The organism is Streptobacillus felis (assembly GCF_001559775.1).
Lineage (GTDB): Bacteria > Fusobacteriota > Fusobacteriia > Fusobacteriales > Leptotrichiaceae > Streptobacillus > Streptobacillus felis.
In genome coordinates this window covers 47,687-73,884 of record NZ_LOHX01000233.1, presented here as the reverse complement: position 1 = coordinate 73,884, position 26,198 = coordinate 47,687, and the positions used below count along the sequence as shown (strand labels likewise).

Genomic DNA, 26,198 nt, shown 5'->3' with positions numbered 1-26,198 from the left:
GGTGTAATTTAAGAAAATATATAAATGATAAAAGAAAAAATAGAGAAAATATAGATTTATATAAATTAAAAGAAGTAGTAGCATAAAGTATAAGTAATATTTTTTTATTGAGGGTATAAACCCTCAGTTTGGTGTTGCACAAAATTAAGTATATTTATTTAGATTGAAATAAAAGGTTAAAAATTGTTAAAAAAAATGGAGGATTCTAAAAATTTTAGAATTCTCCATAATTTTTTTAGGCTATTTCGGAACAGCCCTATTTTATTTTGTTTACAAAATAATTTTTTATAAATCTTACCCCTGCTAAAAATAATGCACTTCCTAACCCTGTATAGAAAAATTTAATGAAATATAAAGGGGCTAAATTTAATTTTCTTAAAGATATCCCTAGTGTCATCATAAAAAACATTATTATATATGAACTTTTATCAAAGAACAAATATAATTCCTTTTTTTCTTCTTTATAACTCATAATTCTATGTGTATGTTTTACCACTAATTTAGAAAAAATATTTTTATTAAAAATATAAAAAATAATTAATGATAAAGCAACTAAAATAGGTGTCCATCTTATTTCTGTTGTTATCCCAATTTTTAATACACTTGATCCAGCAATTAACCATAGAATACCAGCAATTAATAATAAAATATGCTTATTCACTTTAATCATTTTTTCACCTTATCAAATCTAATTTCATTTTTATCCATTTTTTTATTTATTATTTCTAATGGATCTAATCCTAAAACATTAGTTAAATGTAAACAATATATCATAATATCAGCAATTTCTTCTTCTACATTTTCACTGTCATATGATACTTCACCCCATTGAAAGTTTTCTAATAATTCTGCAGCTTCTATTATAATTGATTTTGAAAGATTCTCTGGTGTGTGAAATTTATTCCAGTCTCTTTCAACTACAAATTTTTCCAATCTTTTTAATAAATTTTCCATTTATATCACCTCTAATACTATTATTTGTCCAATATTTGTTTCTTATCTTTTAAATACTTTATAGATAAAAAAGAAAAATATAGAATAATAAATGTTAGTAACTTAGTTATTATTTCAATATTTGCATTATCTATGTGAATAAATTTTTCTATAATAAATATACACAATATAGAATAAACTAAAGAAATAATTAAAAATTTCATATATTTTATTAAACTAATATCAGAATATCTTGTTTTTAATGAAATTAGTAAAATAATATAATTTATCATTGCTGAAAAAGTAGTTGCAAATGTTAAACCTCTATGTGTGTATTTTTTATATAATAAAAAATCTAATGTAATATTTACTCCTATTGCAATTAAAGATGATATTACAGGTAATTTTCTATCTTTATTTGCGTAATGTGCTCTAGTTAATAAATGTATAGTTGAAAAGAAGATTAACCCAATTGCATATACTTGTAAAATCTCAGAAGTAATTATAACACTTTCCGTGGTGAATTTTCCCCTTTTAAATAACAATGATATTATTTCTTTAGAATAATAAATCAATCCTAAACTTGATGGTACTATTAATATTACTAGTAAATTCATTCCTCTTTCTATTGTAGCTTTAAAAAGTTCGTTATTTTTTTTAACAACCGCTTTTGATAGATTAGGGAAAATAACAACTGATAATGAAATAGCAAATACACCTATAGGTAATAAATACAGCCTTGATGCATAGTTTATAGCACTAATAGTTCCAAGTTTTAAACTACCTGCAAACGCTGTATCTACAAGTTCATTTATTTGATATCCAAAAATCCCAATTAATGTTGGAACCATAAGTAATAAAAACTTTTTAACATATTCATCTTTATAATTAAATGCAAACTTATATCTTTTTAAAATTTTAAAAAATGATGGAAGTTGAATCAATACCTGAAATAAACCAGATAAAAGAAAAGAAATTCCTAATCCATAAATACCTAGCTTATTTTTTGTAATCATAGCCCCAAATATTATAGTTAAATTAAATACAACTCCCACTAAAGTTGAAATATAAAATTTACCATAGTTATTCAATAAGGATGAAATTAAACCTGATATAGAAATAAATACCAAGTAAAATGCCATTATTTTTAATAATATTGAAGCTGTTCCTAACATTTCTGGATCTTTAAACCTTAATATATATTTTAAGGTAAAATCAGAAAACAAAGCTGTAAATAAAGATATAGTAAATGAAGCTGAAATTAATAGATTTGTTAAGTTATATACAAAATCATTAGCCCTTTCTACACTCTTTTCTTCTCTTATTTCATCATAAATTGGTATAAAGGCTGTACCTAAAGATCCTTCTCCTAACAATGTGGTAAAAAAATTAGCAATTCTAGTTGACGCAAAATATGCATCTGTATAACCACTTGTACCAAAAAAAGCTGCAATTACTATTTCTCTGACAAGTCCCAATATTCTACTTAACATATTAATTATCATTACAATTAAACTTGATTTAAACATATGATTCCTTTCTAATAATAAAATCATTGTCTTTAGTAATAATTTCAATATTTCCTTCTTTAAATAAATCTAGAACAGCTAGAAAAAAGCAAACAATTCTACTTTTTGAAAAATTACCTTTCATTAGTGAAGAAAAATTTAATTCCTTATTTAACTTAAATTCTTTTTCAATTTCAAATAAAGCATCTGAAGTTGTAAACGTATCAACAATATTTATTTTTAAATTTTGTTTTGGTTCAACATTATTAATCAAATTTTTAAAAACTTCAAAAATATTATTTAAATTTAGATCTTCAATAGAATAATAAATATTTTCATGTTCTTTAATTTTTGTACCTTTAACTATGTATGGAACATTAAACTCTATTTCTCTTTTTGAAAACTCATTTGCTATTTCTTTAATAACTTTGTATTCTAATATTCTTTTTTCTAAATCTTGTTCTTTTTCAATTTTCTTTTCTTCATTTAATACTGAATATGCTTTAATCTCTAACAACTCTGTTGCCATCGCTAAAAATTCTATTTTTATTTTTAAATTTTGTTCTGTTTCTTTATTTATTATACCTAAATATTCGTCTATAATATCAGATATGTATATTTTTGAAATATCAATTTTCTTATTTTCTATTAAATGTAAAAAAATATCTAATGGTCCCTCAAAATTTTCAGTTTTAATCTGTAAATCAATATTCATCATTTATTTTCTCTTTCCAGATTTTGGTATCCATTAGAATTTGATTTTTAAGTTCTTCTAATGAACCCATTCTTTTTTCTAATCTAATATTTTCAAATAATTCTACTACAATAATTTTATCATATATATCTTGATTAAAATCAAATATATGTGTTTCAATATGTAAACCTTCATTTTCTATAGTTGGGTTTTTCCCAATATTCATAATTCCATAATATTCATTTTTATCATTTTCTATATATATTTTAACCCCATATACTGCAAAAAGTGGATATATTTTATTCTTAGAAGAAAGATTTGCAGTTGGAAATCCTAAAGTTCTTGCAAGTTTTTTACCATGCACAACTTTCCCCATAATTATATATTTATGTCCTAACAATTTTTGAACATAATTCATTTTACCATTCTCAATTAAAGTTTTAATAAAAGTACTAGAAATAACACAATAATCTCTATCTAGATATTCTTTTAATTCATTTATTTCTACTATTTTTAATTCATCAGTTTTCAAATTAAATAAAATAGGATTGATAACATTTACGTTTATTTTATCTTTAAGTAATTCTTTTAATTTTACAACATCACCTTTTTTATTTGAACCAAATGTATAATTAAATCCACAGAAAATTTCAGAAGCATTTAATTTTTCTAATAATATTTTATCTACGAAATCTTCTGGAGATAATTCATTAACATCATAAAAATCTTCTAAGTATACATAATCTATTTTTAATTTATCAAAAATATATAATTTTTCAGATAATGTTGTAATTAAAGTATCTCTTTTTTTTGGATATTCTTTAAAAGTATATATCAATACTTTTTGATTTAATTTTTTCCCCAATTCTAGTGCTTTACTAATAATTTCGTGGTGTCCTAAATGGACACCATCAAAATTACCTAAAACCACTATATTTTTTTCTTTAAATACAATATCTCTTAAAATCTTATTATTACTAAATTTAGCAAAATCCTCTGCATAACTTATATCTTTTAAGATTATTTTCATTTTTTACCTTTCAACTATTCAGAAAAAACAATTTTTTCAACTTCTGAATATTTTTTTACATAATGTATTTTTATTTGTGATAATATCTCCTCAGGAAGCTCTACTGTATCACCTTTATTTTCAAATGGCAATATTACTTCTCTAATACCTATTCTATGAGCTCCTAAAACTTTTTCTTTAATTCCTCCAACAGGTAGTACCTCACCTGTAATAGTAATTTCACCTGTCATAGCAATGTTTTGTCTAACTTTTCTTTCAGAAAGTATAGAAACTATTGCTGTAGTAATTGTTATACCAGCAGAAGGACCATCTTTAGGTGTTGCACCTTCAGGGAAATGTAGATGTATATCATATTCTTCATAGAATTTTGGATTAACTACATCTAATTTCTTATGATTTGCTCTAACAAATGTATATGCAACACTTGCTGATTCTTTCATAGTATCTCCAAGTTTACCTGTGAATTGTACTTGACCTTTCCCATCCATTTTTACTGCTTCTACATCTAATGTTGTTCCTCCAACTGCTGTCCAAGCTAGACCTTTTACTACACCTAGTTTTGAATTTTTTTCTACCATTTTATCCTTTTTATATTTTTCAGGACCTAAATAAGTAGAAATATTTTTTTGAGTAACAGTAAATTTATCCTCAGGTTTTTCAAGTTTTAACTTAGCTATCTTTCTTAATATTTTAACTATTTCTCTCTTTAAATTTCTTACTCCAGCTTCCATAGTATATTTATTAATTATTTCAAGTAATACTGTGTCTGAAAATTTAACGTCTTTAATACTAGTTTCAAGTTTTGCTTGATTAACTAAGTAGTTCTTAGCTATCATTAATTTTTCTTGTATAGTATATGAATCTACATTAATTACTTCCATTCTATCTAATAATGGACTAGGAATACCAGAATAATCATTTGCTGTACAAATAAAGAAAGCATCTGATAAATCATATTCAAAATCAACATAATTATCTTTGAACGATTTATTTTGTGCTGGATCTAATACTTCAAGTAAAGCAGAAGCAGGATCTCCTTTTACATTAGAATCTAATTTATCAATTTCATCTAATAGTATTACTGGATTATTTACTTTTGCTCTTTTTAAAGCCTCAATAATTCTACCAGGCATAGCACCTACATAAGTTCTTCTGTGTCCTCTTATTTCAGATTCATCATGAACTCCTCCTAATGAAATTCTTTCAAATTTTCTATTCATTGCATGTGCTATTGACTCTCCTAAAGATGTTTTCCCAACACCTGGAGGTCCTATAAGACATAAAATAGTCCCCATTTTCTTATTATTTTCTTTATTTAATTGATTTACAGATAAAAATTCTAATACTGTATCTTTAACTAATTTTAATCCAAAATGTTCTTTATTTAATATATCTTCAGCTACTTTAATATCTATATCTTCATTAATACTTTTTTCCCATGGAATTTCAAGTATAGTATCTATATATGTTTTTATTACTCCAGCTTCAGCAGAAAAATTGTTCATCTTTTTATATCTATTTACTTCTTTAATTAATTTTTCTGATAATTCATATGGTAAATTTCTTGAGTCTATTTCTTGCATTAACTCATTTATCTCATCTTCACCATCATCTTCATCTAATTCAGAATAAAGACCTTTTATTTTTTCTCTTATATAGTACTGTCTTTGATTATCCTCTATATTTTGTTTAACTTTTTTTTCGACATTCCTGTCAATTTCTTCTAACTCTATTCTTATTTTTAAAGCTCTAGTTAAATTTTCAAAAATCTCTTCAACATTATTAGATTTTAATATTTCTACCCTATTATCTTCAGGTAAATCTAATGTTGTAGCTAATGTATACATTAATACCTCAAACGGTTTTATTTGTAATATATCTTTAATTAAATTATCAGGTATTAATTTATTATTTATTATATTCAAATCCTGGATTAAAGATTCTAAATACATTTTATATTTATTATAGTTTTTATTTTTAGTTTTTTCAATTGGATATAGCTCATATTCAGCTTTAAACATACCATTTTCATTTATAACCTCTGTTACCTTTATTCTTTCTTCCCCTTCAATTATTAACCTTAAATTACCATCAGGAGTCTTCATAATTTGAATAATTTTACCAACAACTCCTATAGTTTCAACATCTTCAATCCCATTAATTTCTTCATTAATAGATTGCTTTTGTATTGCTAAAACTAATTTTCCATCTGTATGTTCTACAGAATAATCTATAGCTTTTTTACTAAAATCTCTTCCTACTATTATAGGCATAACTGCTTGTGGAAAAAAAACTACTTCTCTAGTTGGAATAAAAGGTAATATTTCCATTTTATTCATTAATTCTTCCCTCTTTCACTTTTTATAAATAACTCATTTTTTTCAAGTATCATTTCTTTAGTTATTACCACTTTATCTATGTCATCTTTTGATGGAATTTCATACATTAAATCTAACATAGTATTTTCAATAATACTTCTTAGTCCCCTTGCACCAATTTTTCTTTTTAAAGCTAATTCTGCAATTTCTTCTATTGCATTATCTTCAAATATTAACTCTACATTTTCTAAATCAAAATATTTTTTATATTGTTTAATAATAGCATTTTTTGGTTTAGTTAATATTGAAACTAAAGCTTCTTTATTTAATTCAGATAATGCTGTAATTATAGGTAATCTACCAATAAGTTCTGGTATGATACCAAATTTTCTAATATCTTCTGGCAATACATGTTCAAAAATAGTCATGTCATCTAATTCTTCGTTATTTTCAACATCAAGTCCAAAGCCTATTTGTTTCTTATTTAGTCTTCTCTTTATTTTAGCTTCTAACCCTTCAAAAGCACCACCAACTATGAATAAGATATTTGTAGTATCAATTTCAATCATTTCTTGGTTTGGATGTTTTCTTCCTCCCTGTGGTGGAACTGAAGATACTGTACCTTCAACAATTTTTAATAATGCTTGTTGTACTCCTTCTCCTGAAACATCACGTGTAATAGATGTATTTTCAGATTTTCTTGCTATTTTATCAATTTCATCTATATATATAATACCTCTTTGTGCAAGTTCTATATCATAATCAGCTGCTTTAATTAACTTCAATAATACATTTTCAACGTCATCACCAACATACCCCGCTTCAGTAATTGTAGTTGCATCTGCTATAGCTAAAGGTACATTAAGTACTTTAGCTAATGTTTGAGCAAGTAACGTTTTTCCTGAACCGGTTGGTCCAATTAAAAGTATATTAGATTTTTGCATCTCTATATCATTATCTTCCTTATCTAAAAGAGATAATCTTTTAAAATGGTTATATACAGCAACAGATAAAACTTTTTTTGCTTGTTCTTGTCCTATTATATATTCATCTAATTTTTCTTTAATTTGTTTAGGTTTTAATAAATCAAAGTCATCAAAATTAGAAACAAATCCTTCATCTAAACTATCTTCAATATTTTCTAAACATTCGTTACATATAAAAGCTGTTGAATCTTCATTTGAATATAAATTTTTTACTTCATCTTCACTTTTATCACAAAACGAACAGTAATATTCTCTTTCATCTATCATTTTATTTCTCCAATACTTTATCTACTAAACCATATGCAACTGCTTCTTCAGCTGATAAATAATTATCTCTTTCTGTATCAGCTATTACTTTCTCAAAACTTTGTCCTGTATTTTTTGAAAGAATTTCTGCTAACTTATGTTTAGTTTTTAATATATTTTCAGCAACTATTTGTATGTCTGTTGCTTGTCCTCTTGCACCACCTAAAGGTTGATGTATCATAACTTCAGAATTAGGTAATGCAAATCTTTTACCTTTTGCTCCTGAAGATAGTAAAAATGCTCCCATACTTGCTGCCATACCAATACATACAGTAGCTACATCACATGAAATATGATTCATTGTATCATAAATTCCTAAACCTGCAGTTACCATACCACCTGGTGAATTAATATACATAGTTATATCCTTTTCTTTATCTTGTGCATTTAAGAATAATAACTGTGCTATAATTGCATTTGCCATTTCAGTATTAATTTCACCACTTAAAAATATTATTCTATCTTTTAGTAATCTAGAATAAATGTCATAAGTTCTTTCACCATTACCTTCATTTTCTATTACATAAGGTACTAAACTCATATTTTCTCCTCTTTCTATATAGTGGAAAACTAGACCTAAGCCTAGTTTCCATAATTATTAATTATTTGATAATAAAAATTCATTTACTTTAGCAAAGAATAATTGTGAATTAATTTGTCCAAAGAATCTATTTACACCGTCTGTTTTTTGTAATTCAACAGTTAATTGATCTACTGTCATTCCATACATTCCTGCAACTCTTTCTAATTCAGCATCAAATTCAGCTTCTGTAACTTCTATAGCCTCAGTTTCAGCAATTTTAGATAATATAAAGCTTGATTTAACACCTTTTTCAGCTTTTTCTCTTAAATCTTCTCTCATCTTATCAACAGTTTGTCCTGTCATTTGTAAGTAAGCTTCTAAATTCATACCTTGCATTTGTAATGTTTGTGCAAATCTATCTATTTGAGCATTAATTTCTTGATCTACTGTAATAGCAGGAACTTCCATAGTTGTTGCATCAGTAATTGTTTCTACTATTGTTTGTAATCTTTTATTTGTTGCTTGATTTTCTTTATTTGATAAAATGTTTCCTTTAATTGCTTTTCTTAAATCTTCTAAAGAATCTGAACCTGCTGATTTAGCAAAATCATCATTTAATTCAGGTGTTTTAGGTTCTTCTAATTCATTTAATTTTACTTTAAATACAGCTTCTTTACCTATTAAGTTTTCTGCATGGTATTCTTCAGGGAATTTAACATTTACATCAAATTCTTCTCCTAATTTTTTACCAATTATTTGTTCTTCAAAAGTATCAATAAACGTTTTTGATCCTAACTCTAATCTGTGATTTTCTGCTTTTCCACCATCAAATGCAACTCCATCAACGAATCCTTCAAAGTTAATTACAGCTATATCTCCATTTTGAGCTACTTCTCTTTCAGTTTTTTCAAACCTTTTTGCTCTTTTTACCATATTGTTTATTTCATTTTCAACTTCTTCATCAGTAACAGTTACTTCTTCAGTTTTTATATCTAAACCTTTATATTTAGGTAATTCAAATTCTGGGAATACTGCAACTTTTAAGCTCATTTTTAATTTTTCTTCATCATAGTCTAATGATACTATTTGTAAGTCTGCAACTGGTCTTAATTTTTCTTCTCTAATTAATGCTGTGTATTCTGTTTTTAATACTTCATTTATTAATTCATCTCTGATTTCAGTTTTGAATGTTTTTTCTATAACATCAGCTGGTACATGTCCCTTTCTGAATCCATCTACTTTAACATTTTTGAATTTTGATAAAATTGATTCTCTTAAAGTTTTGTACTCTTGTCCTTCTTTTAATATTTCAAATGCTACTTCTGAACCTGCTAATTTTTCTAATTTCATTTTTCCTCCTAATTTTATTCTATATCTTTTAATTTTAACCTAATATTTTTTTTACCTATTAATTCAGGCGTATATATTATTTTATACAATTTATTAGAATTTTTCAAGTTTAATTTATTACTCAAATTATATCCTAATATTTGTATTTCTTTACCATTTTTGTAAATATTTGCTTTAAAATGTTTATTATCAATCCCAAAAATTAATATATTTCTAAACTTAATTTTATCATCATAAAAATTAGGTTCATCATTAGATAGACCAAATGGTCCTAAAATATTAATTTCTGTCATTCTTTTTGTACTTAGTTCGCTAACTGGTAATTTAGCATCAATGATAATTTCATTTTTTGCTTTCTCAGTTAAATTTAAATTATACATTCTTTGTTTCAATTTATCTTTTATTAAATTTAAGTTATCATTTGTGATTAAAAAACCTGCTGCTAAATCATGTCCACCAAAATTAATAAAATAATTTGAAAACTCAGATATTAATTTATATATATTTTTATTATCTATGCTTCTACACGAACCTTTACAATATCCATCAACTTTAGAAATAATAATAACTGGAACTTTAAATTCTAAAGCTAATTTAGATGTTATTGATCCTAATACACCCAAGTTTATATCATTAATTTCATAATAAATATAGTTTAATTTTCTTATCTCTCTATTCTCTAGAAATTCTATAATTTTATTATATATTCTACTTTCGTAGCTTTTTCTTTCATAATTATACTCATACATTTCATTTAATATTTGAGTATTAATTTTTTCTGATGTTGATGTTAAAAACTTTATAATTTTAAGAGGATCATCTAACTTACCTATTGCATTTATTAAAGGCGATATCCTATAACTAATATCATTAATTGAAATATATTCTGGAACAATTTTAAAATTTTCCATTATCATTTTAAATGCTAATATTTTTGTTTTAGAAAAGTTTTTTAATCCTCTTTTTATAAGAAATCTATTTTCATCCACACATTCCATTACATCAGCTATCGTTGCAAGTGAAATTAATTCGCAATACTCATATATTTCTGAAATTTGTCTTTCAGGTAGCTTAGAATATATTGCCTGTACTAATTTAAATACAACTCCTGCCCCAGAAAGTTCCTTAAATGGATATCTATCTGATTTCTTAGGGTTTATTTCTAATATACCCTGTATTTCTTTATTATTAAAATGATGGTCTGTAATAATTAAATTAATACCCATAGATTTTAAACGTTCCATTTGATTTATTTCACCAAAAGAGTTATCCACAGATATTACTAGTTCCACATCATTTTCTCTAATATATTGAAAGAAAGATTCATTCAAACTATATTTAAATATAGTCCTAGTAGGTATATATATTTCATTTAAAATATCTAAATTTTCAAAAATTTTAGATAAATAAAGTGAACCCGAAATACCATCTATATCATAATCACCAAATATTAATATTTTTTTATTGCTTCCTCTATACTTTAGTATGGTATTAACAACAGATTCCATATTATCAAGTAAAAATGGATCATGTAATTGTTTGTAGCTCGGATTTAAAAAAGATTCCATTTGTTCTTTAGTATATATTTTCTTATTAAGTAGTAAGCTGGTTAGAAATTCATCTTTATTAAAGATTTGCATCTTATTTTCTAAATAATCCTTATCGTAGAACGTACTCTTCCATATCATTTTTATTCCTCACTATCTGTATTTACAGTAGTCATAGCATCTTTTAAAATTTTTGAAATTTTTATACTATATTCAACGCTATCATCTAAATGGATTCTTATTTCAGGAGTATATCTAATTTGTAAATTTTCACCTACTATTTTTCTAAAGAATCCCCTTAATTTATTTAATTCTTCTAATAATTTATCTTTATTAATATTTTCTTTATAATTTAATATAGACATTATTACATCTGCATAACGTGCATCTGGTGATAAATTCACAGATTTTACTGTTACAAGATTTCTAATCTTTTCATTTTTTACATCTACCAATATTGCAGTACCAATTATTCTTGATATTTCTTTTTCTAAACCTCTTTTTCTTCTAATATTCATATTTAACCCCTATTCTATTGTTTTACTTGTTCTACAACAAATGCTTCAATTATATCTCCTGATTTAATATCGTTAAAGTCTTTTATTCCTATACCACAATCTTGTCCAACACTTGCTTCTTTAACATCATCTTTATATCTCTTTAATGATGTTATTTCACCTTCGTGTATTATTATTCCATCACGTAATAATCTAACTTTAGATTGACGAGTAATTTTACCCTCGATAACTAATGCTCCTGCTATATTACCAACATTAGATATTTTAAATACTTCTTTAACTTCTAATCTTCCATTGTATATTTCTTTATACTCAGGATCTAACATACCTTTCATTGCTTTTTCTAAATCTTCAGTAACATGGTATATAACATTATAATTTCTAATTTCTACACCCGTTTTTTCAGCTTCAGATCTAGCAGTATTTGTAGGTCTAACACTAAATGCAATAATAATGGCATTAGATGCTGCCGCTAACATAACGTCACCTTCAGTTACAGCACCAGCACTTGATTGAATTATATTAATATTAATTTTATCATTTGATAATTTATTAATTGATTCTTTTAATGCTTCAGCTGAACCTTTTGAATCAGCTCTTATTATACATTTTAATTCTTTTAATTGTTGGTCTTCAAGCTCTTTAGATAAACTTTCAAGTGATATATGTTTTTTCTTATTAATTTCATCTTTTTTCTCATTCTTAAAGTCTTCTACAATTTTCTTAGCTTGTTTATCATTATTTACACAGTATAATAAATCTCCAGCTTCTGGAATTTCATTAAATCCTGTAATTTCAACTGGTTGTGAAACTCCTGCTTTAGTTATTTTATTACCCCTGTCATCTAACATAGATCTAACTCTTCCATGTGACGTACCTGATACAAATATGTCTCCAATTTTTAATTCCCCTTCTTGTATTAATACATCGGCAACTGGACCCATTTGAACATCAAGTCTAGATTCTACTACAACTGCTTTAGCTCTCTTTTTATGATTTGCTTTAAGTTCCATAATTTCAGCAGTTAATAATATAGTTTCAAGTAAACTATCTAAATTAAGTTTTTGTTTAGCAGAAATTTCAACCATTTCTGTATTTCCTCCCCATTCAGGAGAAATTAAACCATGTTCTAATAATTCTTGTTTAACTTTCATTACATTTGCACCTGGTTTATCAATTTTGTTAATTGCAACTATTATAGGTACATTTGCTTCTTTAGCATGAGAAATAGCCTCTATTGTTTGAGGTTTAACTCCATCATCTGCTGCAACTATTAATATAGATATATCAGTAATATTTGCACCTCTTACCCTCATTTCTGTGAAAGCTTCGTGACCTGGAGTGTCAATAAATGTAATTTTTTGTCCATTCCATACAACTTGATAAGCTCCTATTCTTTGAGTAATTCCTCCTGCTTCTCCTTCTATTACATTTGTATGTCTAAGTGCGTCTAGAAGTGATGTCTTACCATGATCTACATGTCCCATTATTGTTATTACTGGGGCTCTATGTTCTTTTTCTTCTTCTTTATCTTCTATTTCTAAATGATATTTTTCTCCATAAGATACTTCAACAATTTCCTCTTTTTCAACTATTACATTGTATTCTAAGGCAATTTCTTCAGCTTCTTCAATAGTTAGTATAGCATTTGCTGTATACATTTTACCTTGCATAAAGAATTTTTTAATAATATCAGATGAATTAATTCCTAGTTTTTCTGCTAATTCTTTTATAGATATTTCTTGTGGTAGAACAACTAGTCCAACTCCACCTTCTTCATCTCTTATAACCTCTGATTTAATTACTTTTTCTTTCTTTTTAACTTTTTTCTTTTTATCTTCTTTTCTAAAATCATCACGTAATTCTTTTAATTTTCTTTCTTCCTCTTTAGTTTTCTTCTCATTTTCATATTTTTTCTTATCAAATTTTGATTTAACTTTAGAGTTTTTACCTTTAACTCCATTTTCCATTGTAGGTATTTCAATTACAGCTTCCTTTTCCTCTTTTACAAAAGGTTTAGAGAATTTTTTATTGTCATCATTTCTTCTTTCTTTATTAAATGGCTTTCTTGCCACATTATTAAATTCTCTATTCGGTCTATCTGTTTTATTTCTATTATCTTTATTAAAGTTTCCTTTATTCTCGAAATTATTTCTATCATTTCTGAAATTATTTCTTCTTTCATTTCCATCTCTATCAGTGAATTCTTTTCCATCTCTGTTAAATGGTTTTCTTTCTCCAAAATTTTGATTATTTCTTTTTTCGAAAGATTTTCTTTCTCCAAAATTTTGATTATTTCTTTCAGGTCTATCTATTCTATCATTTCTGTCTGTTCTATCAGGTCTATCAGTTCTTTCCCCTCTAAACTCTCTATCATTTCTTTCAAATCTATCGTTTCTAAATTTACTATTTTTATTAAATTTATTATGATTTTTGTTATGGTTAAAAATTATTTTTTCACCAATAACCTCTTCTTTTTTTTCTTCTTTTTCTAATACTAGTTTTTCAACAACTTTTTCTTCAGTTTTCTCTACTTTTTTTGGTTTATTTACAGTATTTTCAACTATTTTAATTTCTTCTTCACTAAGTGTTGAAACATTTTTTTTCTCTTTATCATGAGATTTTAAAATTGTAATAACATCAGAAGATGAAACACCTATTTTTTTAGCTAATTCCCATACTCTCATTTTTCCACCTCCATTTTATTTAGTATCCCTCTTACTACCTTTTTAGTTTTTACCCCAACTACCTTTACCTCACTTAAAAAGATTTTTTTGAAAGAATATTGTTTTTCTATAAAAATTACATGTACATTATTTTGTTTAGCTACTTTTTTTAACTTATTAACATATTTTCCATTTATATCTGAAGGCACTATAATTAATTTAACTATTAAATCTCTCATTCCTTCTAGATTTTCATCAATACCATATACTAAATATTCTGAATTTTTTAAATTTTCTAATATTCTTAATATATGTTCATCTTTATTTTCTATATTTACTTTTTTTTCAAAATGTTTTAGTACTTTTTCTGCACTTTTCATTTCAACTTTAAATTTATTAAAGAACTTTTGAAATACTTCTAGGTCATTTTTTATATATTTACCTCTATTTTGTATACTTTGATTTTCATCAAATATATATTCACCTTTAGAATTTTCAACAAATCTTAACAAATTTTCTTTTTTATCATTTGCCCTTGTAATTACACAAGTTCTAATTATGATACTATTCTTGTTCTTCTCTATCTTCTTGTCCATCTTCATCACTCGCCTCTATATTTACTCTTAATTTACATAGTTTACCAGCAAGTTTTGAATTAACACCTTTTTTTCCAATTGCTAATGTTAATTGACTTGAGTCTACTTCAACTTTAGCAATAATCTCATCTTCATTCTTTACTATTTCTACCGAGAAAATTTCTGCTGGATAAAGTGCATTTTTAACGAATATTCTTTGATCGTCATTCCACTCAACTAATTCTATTTTTTCTCCATTTAACTCATTAATTATATTGTTAATTCTAATACCATCTTTTCCTATGCATGAACCTTTTAAATCTATATTTACATCTTCTGAATAAAGTGCAACTTTAGCTTTAACCCCTGGTTCTCTAGCTATATTTTTTATAATAATATTTCCAGAAGCTATTTCAGGTATTTCTCTTTCAAATAACTTATATATTAATCTATCATCAGTTCTAGTAATATCTACTTTAGGAAATTTTCCTGTAACATCAACATTTCTAATGTATGCCACTAATCTATCTCCTACTTGTATTTTGTCTAGTTCTGTTAATTCTCTATAAGGTATAATTGCATCTAAACCATTCATTCCTACATATAGGCTTCCATTATCTTCTATTCTTCTTACAACAACATTAACAATTTGATGTTCTACTGCTTTTAATTGTCTGCATATAGATTCTTTTTCTTGTTCTCTAACATATTGAATAATTATTGATTTTGCTCTTTGAATAGCATTTCTATTAAATTCATCAGCATTTAACTCTATTTTTAAATAATCTCCAACTTTAATTCTTTTTTTAAATTCTTTAGCTTTTGTTAAAGGTATTTCTGTTGTACTATTATATACTTTAACTTCATCATCAATAATTAATTTTTCACAGAACATTTTTACATCTCCTGTTACTTGATCTATTTCTATTTCAATATTTTCTTGATCGTTAAAATCTTTTTTATAAGCGGCTAATAAACCAGTTTTTAATCTTTCTAATAGCTCTCCTTTTTGTATGCCTTTTTCTTTTTCTAATTCTTCTATTGCATCTAAAAATGTTGCTTTATCTTTAGACTTCATTTTCAACATCCTCCTTAAATATTTTATCAGATAAATTAAATATTAATTTTGCTGTTTTTACTTTTTCTAATGGTATTTCAATTTTTGAAATTACATCATCTTCAAGTAAAATCTTATTATTTTCAAATCCTAAAAGTATTCCTTCAAAACTTTTTTTATTTTCAATATTACTTTTTGTTTTTACACTAATCTTTTTCCCTGTAAATCTTATAAAATCTTTTTCTTTTTTTAATTTTCTTTCAAGACCAGGAGTCGAAACTTCTAAATAGAATTTATCATCAATTAAATTATCAACAATATCATCTATTTTTGTACTTAGCATTACACAGTCATCTAAACTTGTATTTCCGTTAATAGATTCAACATATATTCTTAGAAAATTGTATCCTCCTTCTCTAACATACTCAATATCTGCTAATTCCAAAGAATTTTCATCTAGATATGGCTGTATTTCTTTTTCAATTTTTATTAAAATTTCATCCACTCTATTTCCTCCTTCACATTAATATTAAAGAGTGGGTTTCCCCACTCTCCTCTCAACTTTAATTTCTACATATATATTAACATATTTACACATTAAAATCAAGATTTTTAACAATATTCCTATATTTTTTCTTTTTTATGTTTAATTTTAAAAAAAATTATGATATAATCAAGAATATAAATAATAATGGAGGCAAAAATGGGAAGACATGGTACTATTGCAGGTCGTAAAGAAGCACAAGATAGAAAAAGAGCGTCAGCTTTTACAAAATATGTTAGATTAATTACGGTTGCAGCAAGAGAAGGTGCAGATCCAGAATACAATGTGGCATTAAAACACGCTATAGAAAAAGCTAAAAGTATTAATATGCCTAATGATAATATTCAAAGAGCAATTAAAAAAGGTTCAGGTGCAGATGGTGGAGCTGGTTATGAAAGTTTAAATTATGAAGGATATGGACCAGGAGGAGTTGCTATAATAGTTGAAATACTTACTGATAACAGAAATAGAACTGCTTCAAGTGTTAAATCATCTTTCGATAAAAATGGTGGAAATTTAGGTACCCCAGGTTGTGTATCTTATATGTTCGAAAGAAAAGGAGAAATATATATAGAGAAAACACCTGAGTCAGACGAAGATGAATTAATGATGATAGCTTTAGATGCTGGAATGGATGATATGAAAGTTTTTGAAGACAGTTTCTATATCACTACTCCAACAGATACATATGATAAAGTTTTAAATTCTGTTAAAGATGCTAATTACTCAGTAGTAGAATCTGATATAGCATTTGTTCCTTCAATAGAAGTTGAAAATATGTCAGCTGAAGATTTAGAAAAATTAAATAAATTAATAGATGTATTAGAAGACAACGATGATGTTCAAAAAGTTCATCATAACTACACTGGAGAATAAAAAAAAACGACTAAATGTCGTTTTTTTTTACAATAAATGTCTATATCTTTCTCTTAATCTTAGCACTCTTTCTGTTTTAAATTTACCCATACCTTTAATACTATATATTTCATCATAATTTGCATTTAACAATTCACTTAAATTTTTAAAATTATCTACTAGATTTTCTACATCTTTTTTAGTTAATTTATTTGCAGTATTAAGTATTCTATAACCTCTTGGGAATAAATTTTCATCTATTAAGTCTTGTTTTAAATCGTAACCTAAAACTTTCGCAAGTTTAACATCATCTCTAATATCGTCTTTTGATAATTCCATTAAATCTACAAATATTTTTTCAGCACTTTTATGTTTTCTATTATAATCTTTAATAAAATCTATTAAATTGTTCTTTTGATTTGCCATTATTTCATGATGTTGCAACTCAACTAAACGTCCTTCACTTCCTAATTCCATAATGTATTGTCTAACTTCTTTATCCATAGTAAACATTAAATAATAATGTCTTAGACCAGTAATTATCTCTTCTAATAATACTGTATTTTCAAATTCAGATATAGTTAAATCTTCCATATATTTATTAACAGATACTGCATATTTTTCTAATGAATTTATAGCTTGTGATGATTTAATTAATAAATCTCCTATTAATTCTAAAGTGTGTTTAAATTCTCCTTTAGAAACTGTTATTCTTTTTCTTCTCTCTGAAATAGTTATAACTATATTACCTGTAAGTTTAGCTATTCTATCTGCAGTTCTATGTCTTGTACCACTTTCATTAGTTTCAATGTTTTTATCTGGTTGTAATTGTATATTTGCTCCATGTATAATCTTTAAATCTTCAGAAATTAAAACTGCACCATCCATTTTAGCAAGTTCATATACTTTTTGTGGTGTAAATGATGTATCTAATTTAAATCCACCATCTATATATTCTTTCATTTCATCTATAGAAGCTAAAATTATAAGTCCTCCTAATGATGCTTCTTGAATTTTTTCTATCGCAGTTCTTAAAGGTTGACCTGGGGCAACAATTTTAAATATTTGCTCAAAAACCTTTTCATTTTCTTTACTTATCACGGAATATCACAACCTTTCCACTAATTCACTAATATTATTAATATAGCTAAGTTTTAATTTTGTATCAAAATTTTCAAAATCACTTTGATGAGATTTAGGTAAATAAACACCTTTAAATCCTAATTTTTCTAATTCTCTTATTCTCTTTTTTATAAAGGAAACTTTTCTAACTTCTCCTCTTAATCCAATTTCTCCAATAGCTGCAATTTTTTGGCTAATTTCAAGATTTTTTATAGTAGAAATTAAAGATAAAACTATAGCTAAATCTGCGGCTTGATCTTTAAGTACTATTCCACCTGGAATATTTAAATAAATATCATTGTTTCCTAAATCTAAAGACAGCGTCTTAGAAAGTACAGCAAGTAATATTTCTATTCTATTTCTATCATATCCTTCAATTATACGTTTTGGTATACCGTATTTTAATGGTAAAGATAAGGTTTGAATCTCAAAAAGTATAACTCTTGAACCTTCTATTGATGTCGTAATAATACTCCCAACATTTTTTTCATCTCTTTCTGAAATAAAAAATTCTGATGGGTTTTTTATTTCTTCTACACCATCTTCTTTCATATCAAAAATAGAGATTTCATTTGTTGAGCCATATCTATTTTTTATACTTCTAATAATTCTATAGTAATTATTTTCATCACCTTCAAAAGACAATACTGCATCGACCATATGTTCTAATAATTTAGGTCCTGCTAATTTACCATCCTTAGTAACATGACCAACTATATAAAATGAGATATCTTTTTGTTTAGCAATTTCTATCAGCTTAAGTGCACATTCCCTAATCTGAGAAACAGAACCAGGAACTGAAGAAACTAATTCACTATAAATAGTCTGTATAGAATCAATTATCACTACTTTTGGTTTTGATTTATCAATTGCTGATTGAATATTTTCTAAATTTGTTTCACTTAATAAATATATTGATTTTGAGTTAACACCTATACGAAGTGCTCTCTCTTTTATTTGTTTATTTGATTCTTCTCCAGATATATATAGTACTTTATTGGATTTTGAATACTCGTTAGAAAGTTGTAATAAAAAAGTAGATTTACCTATACCTGGATTACCTGTAATTAATACAACTTCACCTTGAGTCAATCCTCCACCTAACACTCTATCAAATTCCGAAAATTCAGTTTTTATTCTAAATTCTTTTTCAAATTTTATTTCTGTCAAATCAGTTAATTCAATATCTTTCTTTTTTGATGATATTGGTAATTTAATTTCCAATTCTTCTTGGACTGTCCCCCAACTTTCACAAACCGGACATTTTCCTAGCCATTTTGGAGTGATATTACCACATTCTGTACAAACATATTTTATTTTTTTATTTGCCATTTTTTATCATTTTTACCTTTTCATAAATATCTGGTATTATTACATTAGGTACGAATCCTTTTAAATCTCCGTCATTTAATGCTATTTCTTTTACTATACTAGAACTTAAATAAAGATATTCTCTTGAAGCCGTTAAAAATATAGTTTCGAATTGTTTAGTAGTAAGTGCTTCGTTAGTAAGTGTTACTTGTAATTCATATTCGTAATCAGATACCGCTCTTAAACCCCTTACTAAAATATCAATATTTTCTTTTTTTATATAATCAACAAGTAAACCAGAAAATTGAACAACTTTTACATTAGTAATCCCTTCTTTTTCTAATACTTTTTTAATTAATTCTACTCTTTCATCAGTAGTAAACCATTGTTTTTTTGAAGAATTAATAAATACACCAATTATTAATTCATCAAATAACTTCGAACTTCTTTTTATTATATCTAAATGACCCTTAGTTATAGGATCAAAACTTCCAGGATATATAACTTTAGAATTCATCTATTGCTCCTTATTTAATTTCTCTATAGCTTGTTTAGCTGCAATTTTTTCTGCCATTTTTTTACTTTTTGCTACACCTTTACCAAATACTTTATCCTCAACTGAAACTTCAACTTCAAATGTTTTATCGTGATCTGGACCATCTTCTTTTACAACCGTATATATAGGTGTAACCTTAAATTTTAATTGTGTTATTTCTTGCAATGCTGATTTGTAATCTGAAACCCATTCAATTTGATCTAAATTTTTAATTTTAGAGTCTAATAATTTTATTACAATTTCTCTTGTAGTTGGATAATCCGAATCTAAGTATATAGCACCTATTAAAGCTTCGAATACATCACCTAGAACAGAATTTCTTTCTCTTCCTCCTGATATATTTTCACCATTACTTAAAAAAATATAGTTTCCTAAATCTAAATCTCTTGAAATAGTTGCAAATACTGTTTCACTTATTATCTTACTTTTAAATTTTGATAATTCTCCTTCAGTACTATTTAAATTTTTTGTAAATATATATTCTGTAGTTATTAAATCCACTACAGAATCTCCTAAAAATTCCAATCTTTCATTGTCTTTAATATTAGGAGAATTATGTTCATTTACATAAGAACTATGTGTCAAAGCTTCTAATAATAGCTTCTTATTTTTAAATGTGTAATTAATTTTGGACATTAATTCTTCAAAATCCATTTTTTTCATATTATTTTACTCTTTTCTCCTCAACAATTTTTATCAAATCATTAACTGTTTTTATTTCCTTAATTTCATTTTTTGAAACTTCGAACCCATACTTTTCTGCAATAGTTGAAGATAACTCTATTAAATCTAGAGAATCAGCACCAAAATCTTCAACTATTTTTGAATCTAAAGTTATATCCTTACTTTCTATATCTAATTGATCTAAAATAATTTCTTTAATTTCATCAAACATACTTTTTTCCTTTCAAGTTTAATACTTAATTATATCATATTTTGTCATTTCTTACAATATTTTAAGACATTTAGTATTTCATCAAAATTTTCAACTACATATGTAGGATTACATTTAATATTATTTTCTAATTTTTTAATATTAAACCACATAGAATCTATCCCAAAATTATTTGCACCTACTATATCAGCACTTAAACTATCACCTATCATTAATACTTCTTTTTTATCAAATAATATATCTTTTTGTATAGCTTCAAAAAACTCTTTTGATGGTTTACTATATCCTAATTCTTGAGATATATAGACTTTCTTAAAATATTTTAATACTTTAGAATTTTTTAATCTATTTTCTTGTATTTGTTTAATACCATTAGTTGCAGCATATATTTCAAAGTCTTTAGACAACTTATGTAATAATTCTACTGCACCATCAATTTCTACACCTTGTTGCCCTATAATTTTTGTATATTTATCAGACAATTCTTTACCATTTTTATCAATTCCAAAATGTTTAAATGTTATGTAAAATCTTGTGTTTAACAATTCTTCTCTTGTTATTAAATTTTTTTCAAGTTTTTCCCAAAGCTTCTTATTTTCTACTTTATAGAATTTTTTAAATTCCTCTATATTTTCTATACCTTCCTCTTTTAAAAATTGATTTAGTGCATTTTCTTCAGCTTGATCAAAATCTAACAATGTATTATCTAAATCAAATAATAATATTTTATACATTCATTACTCCTTTACTTTAAAAACACTCTTAATAAGTATTAAGAGTGTTTATTTTTTATGGTGTCATTTTTGCCAAATTATATATTTTTTCATATTCTTTAGCTGATTTGTTCCATGAATTATCTATAAGCATATTTTTCTTCACTAATTTATCCCATTCTTTTTTCTTGTCATAATAAATATGTTCTGCATATCTTATAGTATTTAACATATCATCTGCATTAAAATTACTGAATGAGAAACCATTACCTTCTTCTGTAAATTCATTAAATGGCTTAACAGTATCTCTTAATCCTCCTGTTTCCCTAACTAAAGGTATAGTTCCATATCTCATAGCTATCATTTGCGATAGACCACATGGTTCATATCTTGATGGCATTAAGAATAAATCTGATCCTGCATAAAGTAAATCAGCCATTTCCTCTGAATAACCAATATATGCTTTAAATTTATTTGGATATTTATACTCTAAATATTTATAATAATCCTCATAGTACTTCGATCCAGAACCTAATATAACTACCTGTACCGAATCATGCATTAATATTTCTTCGATTTTTGATGATATTAAATCTAAACCTTTTCCCTCAACTAATCTTGAAATTAAAGTTATTAGAATAGTCTCATCTTTTTTAAAGTCAAATATATCTTGAATTTTCCTTTTATTTTCTTTTTTGATTTCAAGATTTTTAACATTAAAGTTTTGTATATTTATGTTTGTTTCAGGATTATATATTTCATAATCAATACCATTTAAAATTCCATATATTTTTTTATTAGATGTTAACCATTCTAATCCTTCAGCAAAATATGGATATTTAATTTCTTCAGCATAACTCGGACTTACTGTATTAACTAAATCAGCATAAGTTATTCCCATTTCCATAAAATTAAGAAAATTGGAATTTCTATAATATCCTAATTTATCAAAAGAATAATTGTTAAATCTTCCTTGATACATTAAGTTATGAATTGAAAAAACTACTCTCATATCCCAATAAAAAGGATCATGTTTATATCTATTTTTAAGGAAATATGGTAAAGGTCCTGTTTGCCAATCATTACAATGTAATATGTCTGCTTGTAAATTTATATTTTTTAATAAAATTAATGTAGCTTCACAAAATAGAGCATATTGATAATCTTCGTCTAAATCTCCATATACTCTTCCTCTTTCGTAGAAATTTCTATTTTCAATAAAATAGTAGTTCATTTTATTTTCAACACTATATCTTACCAAATTAAATATTTCTCCATTAATTTCTGTACTATTAACAAATTCCATTTTTTCTAGAAATTTTAATGGAATTTTATCATATTTCGGCATAATTACTGATACTTCATGCCCTAATTCTGACATTTTTTTGGGTAATGCCTGTAATACATCTGCAAGTCCACCCGTTTTAAAAAAAGGATATACTTCTGATGCTACATATACAATTTTCATATAACTCCTATTCCTTATTTTTTTATTGTTTCTCCACTACGTATATAGTTTCCATCATTTAGTAATTCAACTTTAGAAAAAATTCTTACATTTCTTTCTATTATAGTACTATTACCTAATTTTGCATTCTTACCTATAACACTTATACCTTTTGAAAGTAAATCAGGCTTATCATTATTAGGTCTATAGTCATCTCCATGACCTATTAATGAATTTTTACCTATATATACTTTTTTATCAAGTATTACAGTATCTAAATGTGTATTTTCATCAATATATGAATTAGAAAAAATTATACTATTTCTTACTGTAGCACCTTTTCTTATTGTAACTCCTGGTCCTAAAACTGAATTTTCAACTCTTCCTTCAATTTTACACCCATTACAAATTAAAGAATTTAGTACACTTCCAGTAACACCTATTCTTACTGGTGCCATGTCTTCACTTCTAGTATATATTTTCCAATTTGGATCATATAAATTTATTCCTACTTCTTCAGATTTTTTAATTAAATCTAAATTAGCTTCTAAATAAGAATCGTAAGTTCCTACGTCCATCCAATATGAATCATAGTAATGTACAAAAACTCCTCTTTGGTCTTCTATTAATTTTGGAATAATGTGTTTTCCAAAGTCTAAATCAGGAACTTCACTTTCTTCTATATATTTAATTAATGTTTCTGTATTGAATATATATATTCCCATAGATGCAAAATTGCTTTTTGGATGTTTAGGTTTTTCTTCAAAGCTCAATATTTTACGATTTTCATCAACTTCAAAAATTCCAAATCTAGAAGCTTCTTCATAAGGTACATTTATTGCAGCTATAGTTAATTCTGCATTATTTCTCTTATGTTCTTCTAGCATCCACTTATAGTTCATTTTATAAATATGATCACCTGATAGTATAAGTACATATTTAGGTGCCTTATTTTTAATAAATGCTAAGTTCTGTCTTATAGCATCAGCTGTACCCTGATACCAAGATTGTCCTTTCAAACTTTCATGAGGTTGTAATAAAGTAATACTTGAATCTCTTCTGTCAAAATCCCACGGTTTACCAGATCCAATGTGTTCATTTAAAGATAAAGGTAAATACTGTGTTAACAAAGCAACATCATAAATACCAGAATTAGAACAATTACTAAGTGTAAAGTCTATAATTCTAAATTTACTTGCAAAAGGAACGCTTGGTTTTACCCTCTCTTCTGAAAGAATATCTAACCTAGATCCACGCCCACCGGCTAAAATCATTGCCAATACTTCCATAAATTTCACATCCTTTACAAATTCTATCTACTAAAGTATAACCTTATTTTATCAAAAGTCAATTATATTATTTATTTTTCAAAAAAAAGAGATAAAATTTTTATCTCTTAATTATATTTTATACAATTTCACCGTACAGTGTCCAAGTTTTAGGTGCTAAAAATATGTAAAAAGTAGATAAAATCATAATTTATTTTCAATTAGTATGCCAGTAAATTTCTATATCAAAGAGGGTTGAGTAAAAAAATTTTATAGTTATATTGATAATATGGTGGGAAATTAAAAAGGAGCTGAGGCTCCTTTTAGATTATGTTAGTAATTTGATTTTAAGTATTTATTATTTTTTTTGTAGCTTGTATTTTTTTCTCAGCCCATAAAACAACATCTTTTATGACAAGTTTTTCAATAACTCTTATAAAATCTTCCATAAATTTAAAATCAAGTTTTTTATTGTTAAAAGGCAACTCAATTTTTAAATTTGGTAGACTATCTGTAGCATTTATAGAATAGTCTTCAAAGAACACTTGTAATTTATTTATTTGTGATACAATAAACAACCTTTGTTCTAACGACTTATTACCATCTTTAAATTGTAAAGCTTTTACTCTTGTCCCAATATAGAAATTTTCATTTTGTGTACTGGCTTTAAAAACACCTCTATCAGCTAATGAAATTGTATCATTAAAATTAAAAATTTTCCTATCTCCATAATTACCTACATACTTAGATACTCCATTATTTTTGTGTTGATGCGATACTAAAGGGATAGTTCCACTCGTGGATTTGTTTATTATGAAATCTCCACCTGTAAATATATTAAAAATATCACCTAATCTAATTTTGTTTGTCTGTCTGTCTGCCTGTCTGATAAATTTTCCGACAATCTATTAAACTTGTCAAGTATTTCTTCATCATATTTTGTTAAATGATAATCTTTTAGTCCTGTTGCAACAAGATAAGCCTCGAGTTTCTTTATGTGTAAAGCCTCGAGTTCATCGATATATTTTTCCATAAATTCAAAATCAATTTGATTATTTTTGATTGGCAATTTTATTTTTTCATCTTTAATTTTTTCAAAAGAACACATATTTTCATACCCAAACTTTAAAGTTAAGTAATTAAATGAATTTGATATAAATAATCCTACTTTAAAATCAATTTTAAATTTTGGTTTTATTGAAAAAACTCTAGCATGTGTCACTAATTTATATTTAAATTTTCTAAAAAATGAATTACCAAACATATCTATTGTTATTGTATTTTCATTAAAAATTTTAGATTTTACATCAGTTTTACCTAAAATTCCATTATTGGTTACTCCTGATGTTATTACATATGTTCCTTTATTGTTTATATGTTTTTTTTGTATATCGAAATCCCCATTTTCACTTTCAAATAAATCCCCAATCTTATATTCGCCCCACTGAACATTTTTTAACATTTCATTCAGTGAGG

26 protein-coding genes are annotated in these 26,198 nt (G+C 25.6%); 1 reads left to right on the top strand and 25 read right to left on the bottom strand.

Annotated elements, in window-relative coordinates; genetic code table 11:
• Positions 1-256: 256 nt before the first annotated feature.
• Genes AYC60_RS04485 through AYC60_RS04415 form a run of 15 tightly spaced genes read right to left on the bottom strand, consistent with a single transcriptional unit; the run spans position 257 to position 16,516 of the window.
• Positions 257-670, bottom strand: a complete 414-nt coding sequence (locus AYC60_RS04485; protein ID WP_067321767.1) for a hypothetical protein — start codon at positions 668-670, stop codon at positions 257-259.
• Positions 667-954: a nucleotide pyrophosphohydrolase gene (locus AYC60_RS04480; protein WP_067321765.1), complete on the bottom strand. Its 288-nt coding sequence runs from the start codon at positions 952-954 to the stop codon at positions 667-669. The genes AYC60_RS04485 and AYC60_RS04480 overlap by 4 nt, the downstream gene beginning before the upstream one ends.
• A gap of 20 nt (positions 955-974) precedes the next feature.
• Entirely contained in the window at positions 975-2,510 is a 1,536-nt protein-coding gene (gene murJ / locus AYC60_RS04475; protein WP_231724630.1) for a murein biosynthesis integral membrane protein MurJ, read from the bottom strand.
• Entirely contained in the window at positions 2,455-3,159 is a 705-nt protein-coding gene (locus tag AYC60_RS04470) for a segregation and condensation protein A (protein ID WP_067321762.1), read from the bottom strand. The genes murJ and AYC60_RS04470 overlap by 56 nt, the downstream gene beginning before the upstream one ends.
• Positions 3,146-4,165 (bottom strand): riboflavin biosynthesis protein RibF, encoded by a 1,020-nt coding sequence (gene ribF / locus AYC60_RS04465; protein ID WP_067321759.1) that lies wholly within the window; start codon positions 4,163-4,165, stop codon positions 3,146-3,148. Before ribF ends, AYC60_RS04470 begins: the two co-directional genes overlap by 14 nt.
• Positions 4,166-4,179: 14 nt before the next feature.
• The gene (lon, locus tag AYC60_RS04460) at positions 4,180-6,504 is read right to left on the bottom strand and encodes an endopeptidase La (RefSeq protein ID WP_082762567.1); all 2,325 of its coding nucleotides are present in this window, start codon (positions 6,502-6,504) and stop codon (positions 4,180-4,182) included.
• Positions 6,504-7,736, bottom strand: a complete 1,233-nt coding sequence (clpX, locus tag AYC60_RS04455) for an ATP-dependent Clp protease ATP-binding subunit ClpX (RefSeq protein WP_067321757.1) — start codon at positions 7,734-7,736, stop codon at positions 6,504-6,506. Before clpX ends, lon begins: the two co-directional genes overlap by 1 nt.
• A gap of 1 nt (position 7,737) precedes the next feature.
• A complete protein-coding gene (gene clpP / locus AYC60_RS04450; protein WP_067321754.1) occupies positions 7,738-8,316 on the bottom strand; it encodes an ATP-dependent Clp endopeptidase proteolytic subunit ClpP in 579 nt (192 codons plus the stop codon).
• Between the two features lie 57 nt (positions 8,317-8,373).
• Entirely contained in the window at positions 8,374-9,648 is a 1,275-nt protein-coding gene (tig, locus tag AYC60_RS04445; protein WP_067321752.1) for a trigger factor, read from the bottom strand.
• A gap of 14 nt (positions 9,649-9,662) precedes the next feature.
• Positions 9,663-11,336 (bottom strand): single-stranded-DNA-specific exonuclease RecJ, encoded by a 1,674-nt coding sequence (recJ, locus tag AYC60_RS04440; RefSeq protein WP_067321749.1) that lies wholly within the window; start codon positions 11,334-11,336, stop codon positions 9,663-9,665.
• Positions 11,337-11,338: 2 nt separating this feature from the next.
• The gene (gene rbfA / locus AYC60_RS04435) at positions 11,339-11,713 is read right to left on the bottom strand and encodes a 30S ribosome-binding factor RbfA (protein ID WP_067321747.1); all 375 of its coding nucleotides are present in this window, start codon (positions 11,711-11,713) and stop codon (positions 11,339-11,341) included.
• A 14-nt stretch (positions 11,714-11,727) separates the two neighbouring features.
• Entirely contained in the window at positions 11,728-14,400 is a 2,673-nt protein-coding gene (gene infB / locus AYC60_RS04430) for a translation initiation factor IF-2 (protein WP_067321745.1), read from the bottom strand.
• The gene (locus AYC60_RS04425; RefSeq protein ID WP_197416958.1) at positions 14,397-14,975 is read right to left on the bottom strand and encodes a DUF448 domain-containing protein; all 579 of its coding nucleotides are present in this window, start codon (positions 14,973-14,975) and stop codon (positions 14,397-14,399) included. Before AYC60_RS04425 ends, infB begins: the two co-directional genes overlap by 4 nt.
• A complete protein-coding gene (gene nusA / locus AYC60_RS04420; protein ID WP_067321740.1) occupies positions 14,944-16,032 on the bottom strand; it encodes a transcription termination factor NusA in 1,089 nt (362 codons plus the stop codon). Before nusA ends, AYC60_RS04425 begins: the two co-directional genes overlap by 32 nt.
• Entirely contained in the window at positions 16,022-16,516 is a 495-nt protein-coding gene (locus tag AYC60_RS04415; protein WP_067321737.1) for a ribosome maturation factor RimP, read from the bottom strand. The genes nusA and AYC60_RS04415 overlap by 11 nt, the downstream gene beginning before the upstream one ends.
• Before the next feature lie 198 nt (positions 16,517-16,714).
• Here AYC60_RS04415 and AYC60_RS04410 point away from each other — a divergent pair, with 198 nt between their 5' ends.
• The gene (locus AYC60_RS04410) at positions 16,715-17,431 is read left to right on the top strand and encodes a YebC/PmpR family DNA-binding transcriptional regulator (RefSeq protein WP_067321734.1); all 717 of its coding nucleotides are present in this window, start codon (positions 16,715-16,717) and stop codon (positions 17,429-17,431) included.
• Between the two features lie 27 nt (positions 17,432-17,458).
• Here the strand turns inward: AYC60_RS04410 and disA are convergent, their stop codons facing one another.
• The 10 genes from disA to AYC60_RS08615 form a co-directional block, all read right to left on the bottom strand.
• A complete protein-coding gene (disA, locus tag AYC60_RS04405; RefSeq protein WP_067321731.1) occupies positions 17,459-18,511 on the bottom strand; it encodes a DNA integrity scanning diadenylate cyclase DisA in 1,053 nt (350 codons plus the stop codon).
• Positions 18,512-18,517: 6 nt separating this feature from the next.
• Positions 18,518-19,864 (bottom strand): DNA repair protein RadA, encoded by a 1,347-nt coding sequence (gene radA, locus AYC60_RS04400; RefSeq protein WP_067321729.1) that lies wholly within the window; start codon positions 19,862-19,864, stop codon positions 18,518-18,520.
• Complete coding sequence (gene coaD / locus AYC60_RS04395) at positions 19,854-20,360, bottom strand: pantetheine-phosphate adenylyltransferase (protein WP_067321726.1); 507 nt, start codon at positions 20,358-20,360, stop codon at positions 19,854-19,856. Before coaD ends, radA begins: the two co-directional genes overlap by 11 nt.
• Positions 20,361-21,062, bottom strand: coding sequence for a ribonuclease III (rnc, locus tag AYC60_RS04390; RefSeq protein ID WP_067321723.1), 702 nt, complete (start codon positions 21,060-21,062; stop codon positions 20,361-20,363).
• 1 nt (position 21,063) lies between these two features.
• Positions 21,064-21,294 (bottom strand): acyl carrier protein, encoded by a 231-nt coding sequence (locus AYC60_RS04385; RefSeq protein ID WP_067321720.1) that lies wholly within the window; start codon positions 21,292-21,294, stop codon positions 21,064-21,066.
• Positions 21,295-21,338: 44 nt separating this feature from the next.
• Positions 21,339-22,028 carry a YjjG family noncanonical pyrimidine nucleotidase gene (locus AYC60_RS04380; RefSeq protein ID WP_067321717.1) on the bottom strand — a complete coding sequence of 230 codons (690 nt, stop codon included), beginning with the start codon at positions 22,026-22,028 and terminating at the stop codon, positions 21,339-21,341.
• A 55-nt stretch (positions 22,029-22,083) separates the two neighbouring features.
• Positions 22,084-23,475, bottom strand: a complete 1,392-nt coding sequence (locus tag AYC60_RS04375) for a glycogen synthase (RefSeq protein WP_067321714.1) — start codon at positions 23,473-23,475, stop codon at positions 22,084-22,086.
• Between the two features lie 14 nt (positions 23,476-23,489).
• Positions 23,490-24,743, bottom strand: a complete 1,254-nt coding sequence (locus AYC60_RS04370; protein ID WP_067321712.1) for a glucose-1-phosphate adenylyltransferase — start codon at positions 24,741-24,743, stop codon at positions 23,490-23,492.
• A 326-nt stretch (positions 24,744-25,069) separates the two neighbouring features.
• Complete coding sequence (locus tag AYC60_RS08620; RefSeq protein ID WP_231724631.1) at positions 25,070-25,534, bottom strand: restriction endonuclease subunit S; 465 nt, start codon at positions 25,532-25,534, stop codon at positions 25,070-25,072.
• 38 nt (positions 25,535-25,572) lie between these two features.
• Positions 25,573-26,184, bottom strand: a complete 612-nt coding sequence (locus AYC60_RS08615) for a restriction endonuclease subunit S (RefSeq protein ID WP_067321706.1) — start codon at positions 26,182-26,184, stop codon at positions 25,573-25,575.
• Between the last annotated feature and the right edge of the window lie 14 nt (positions 26,185-26,198).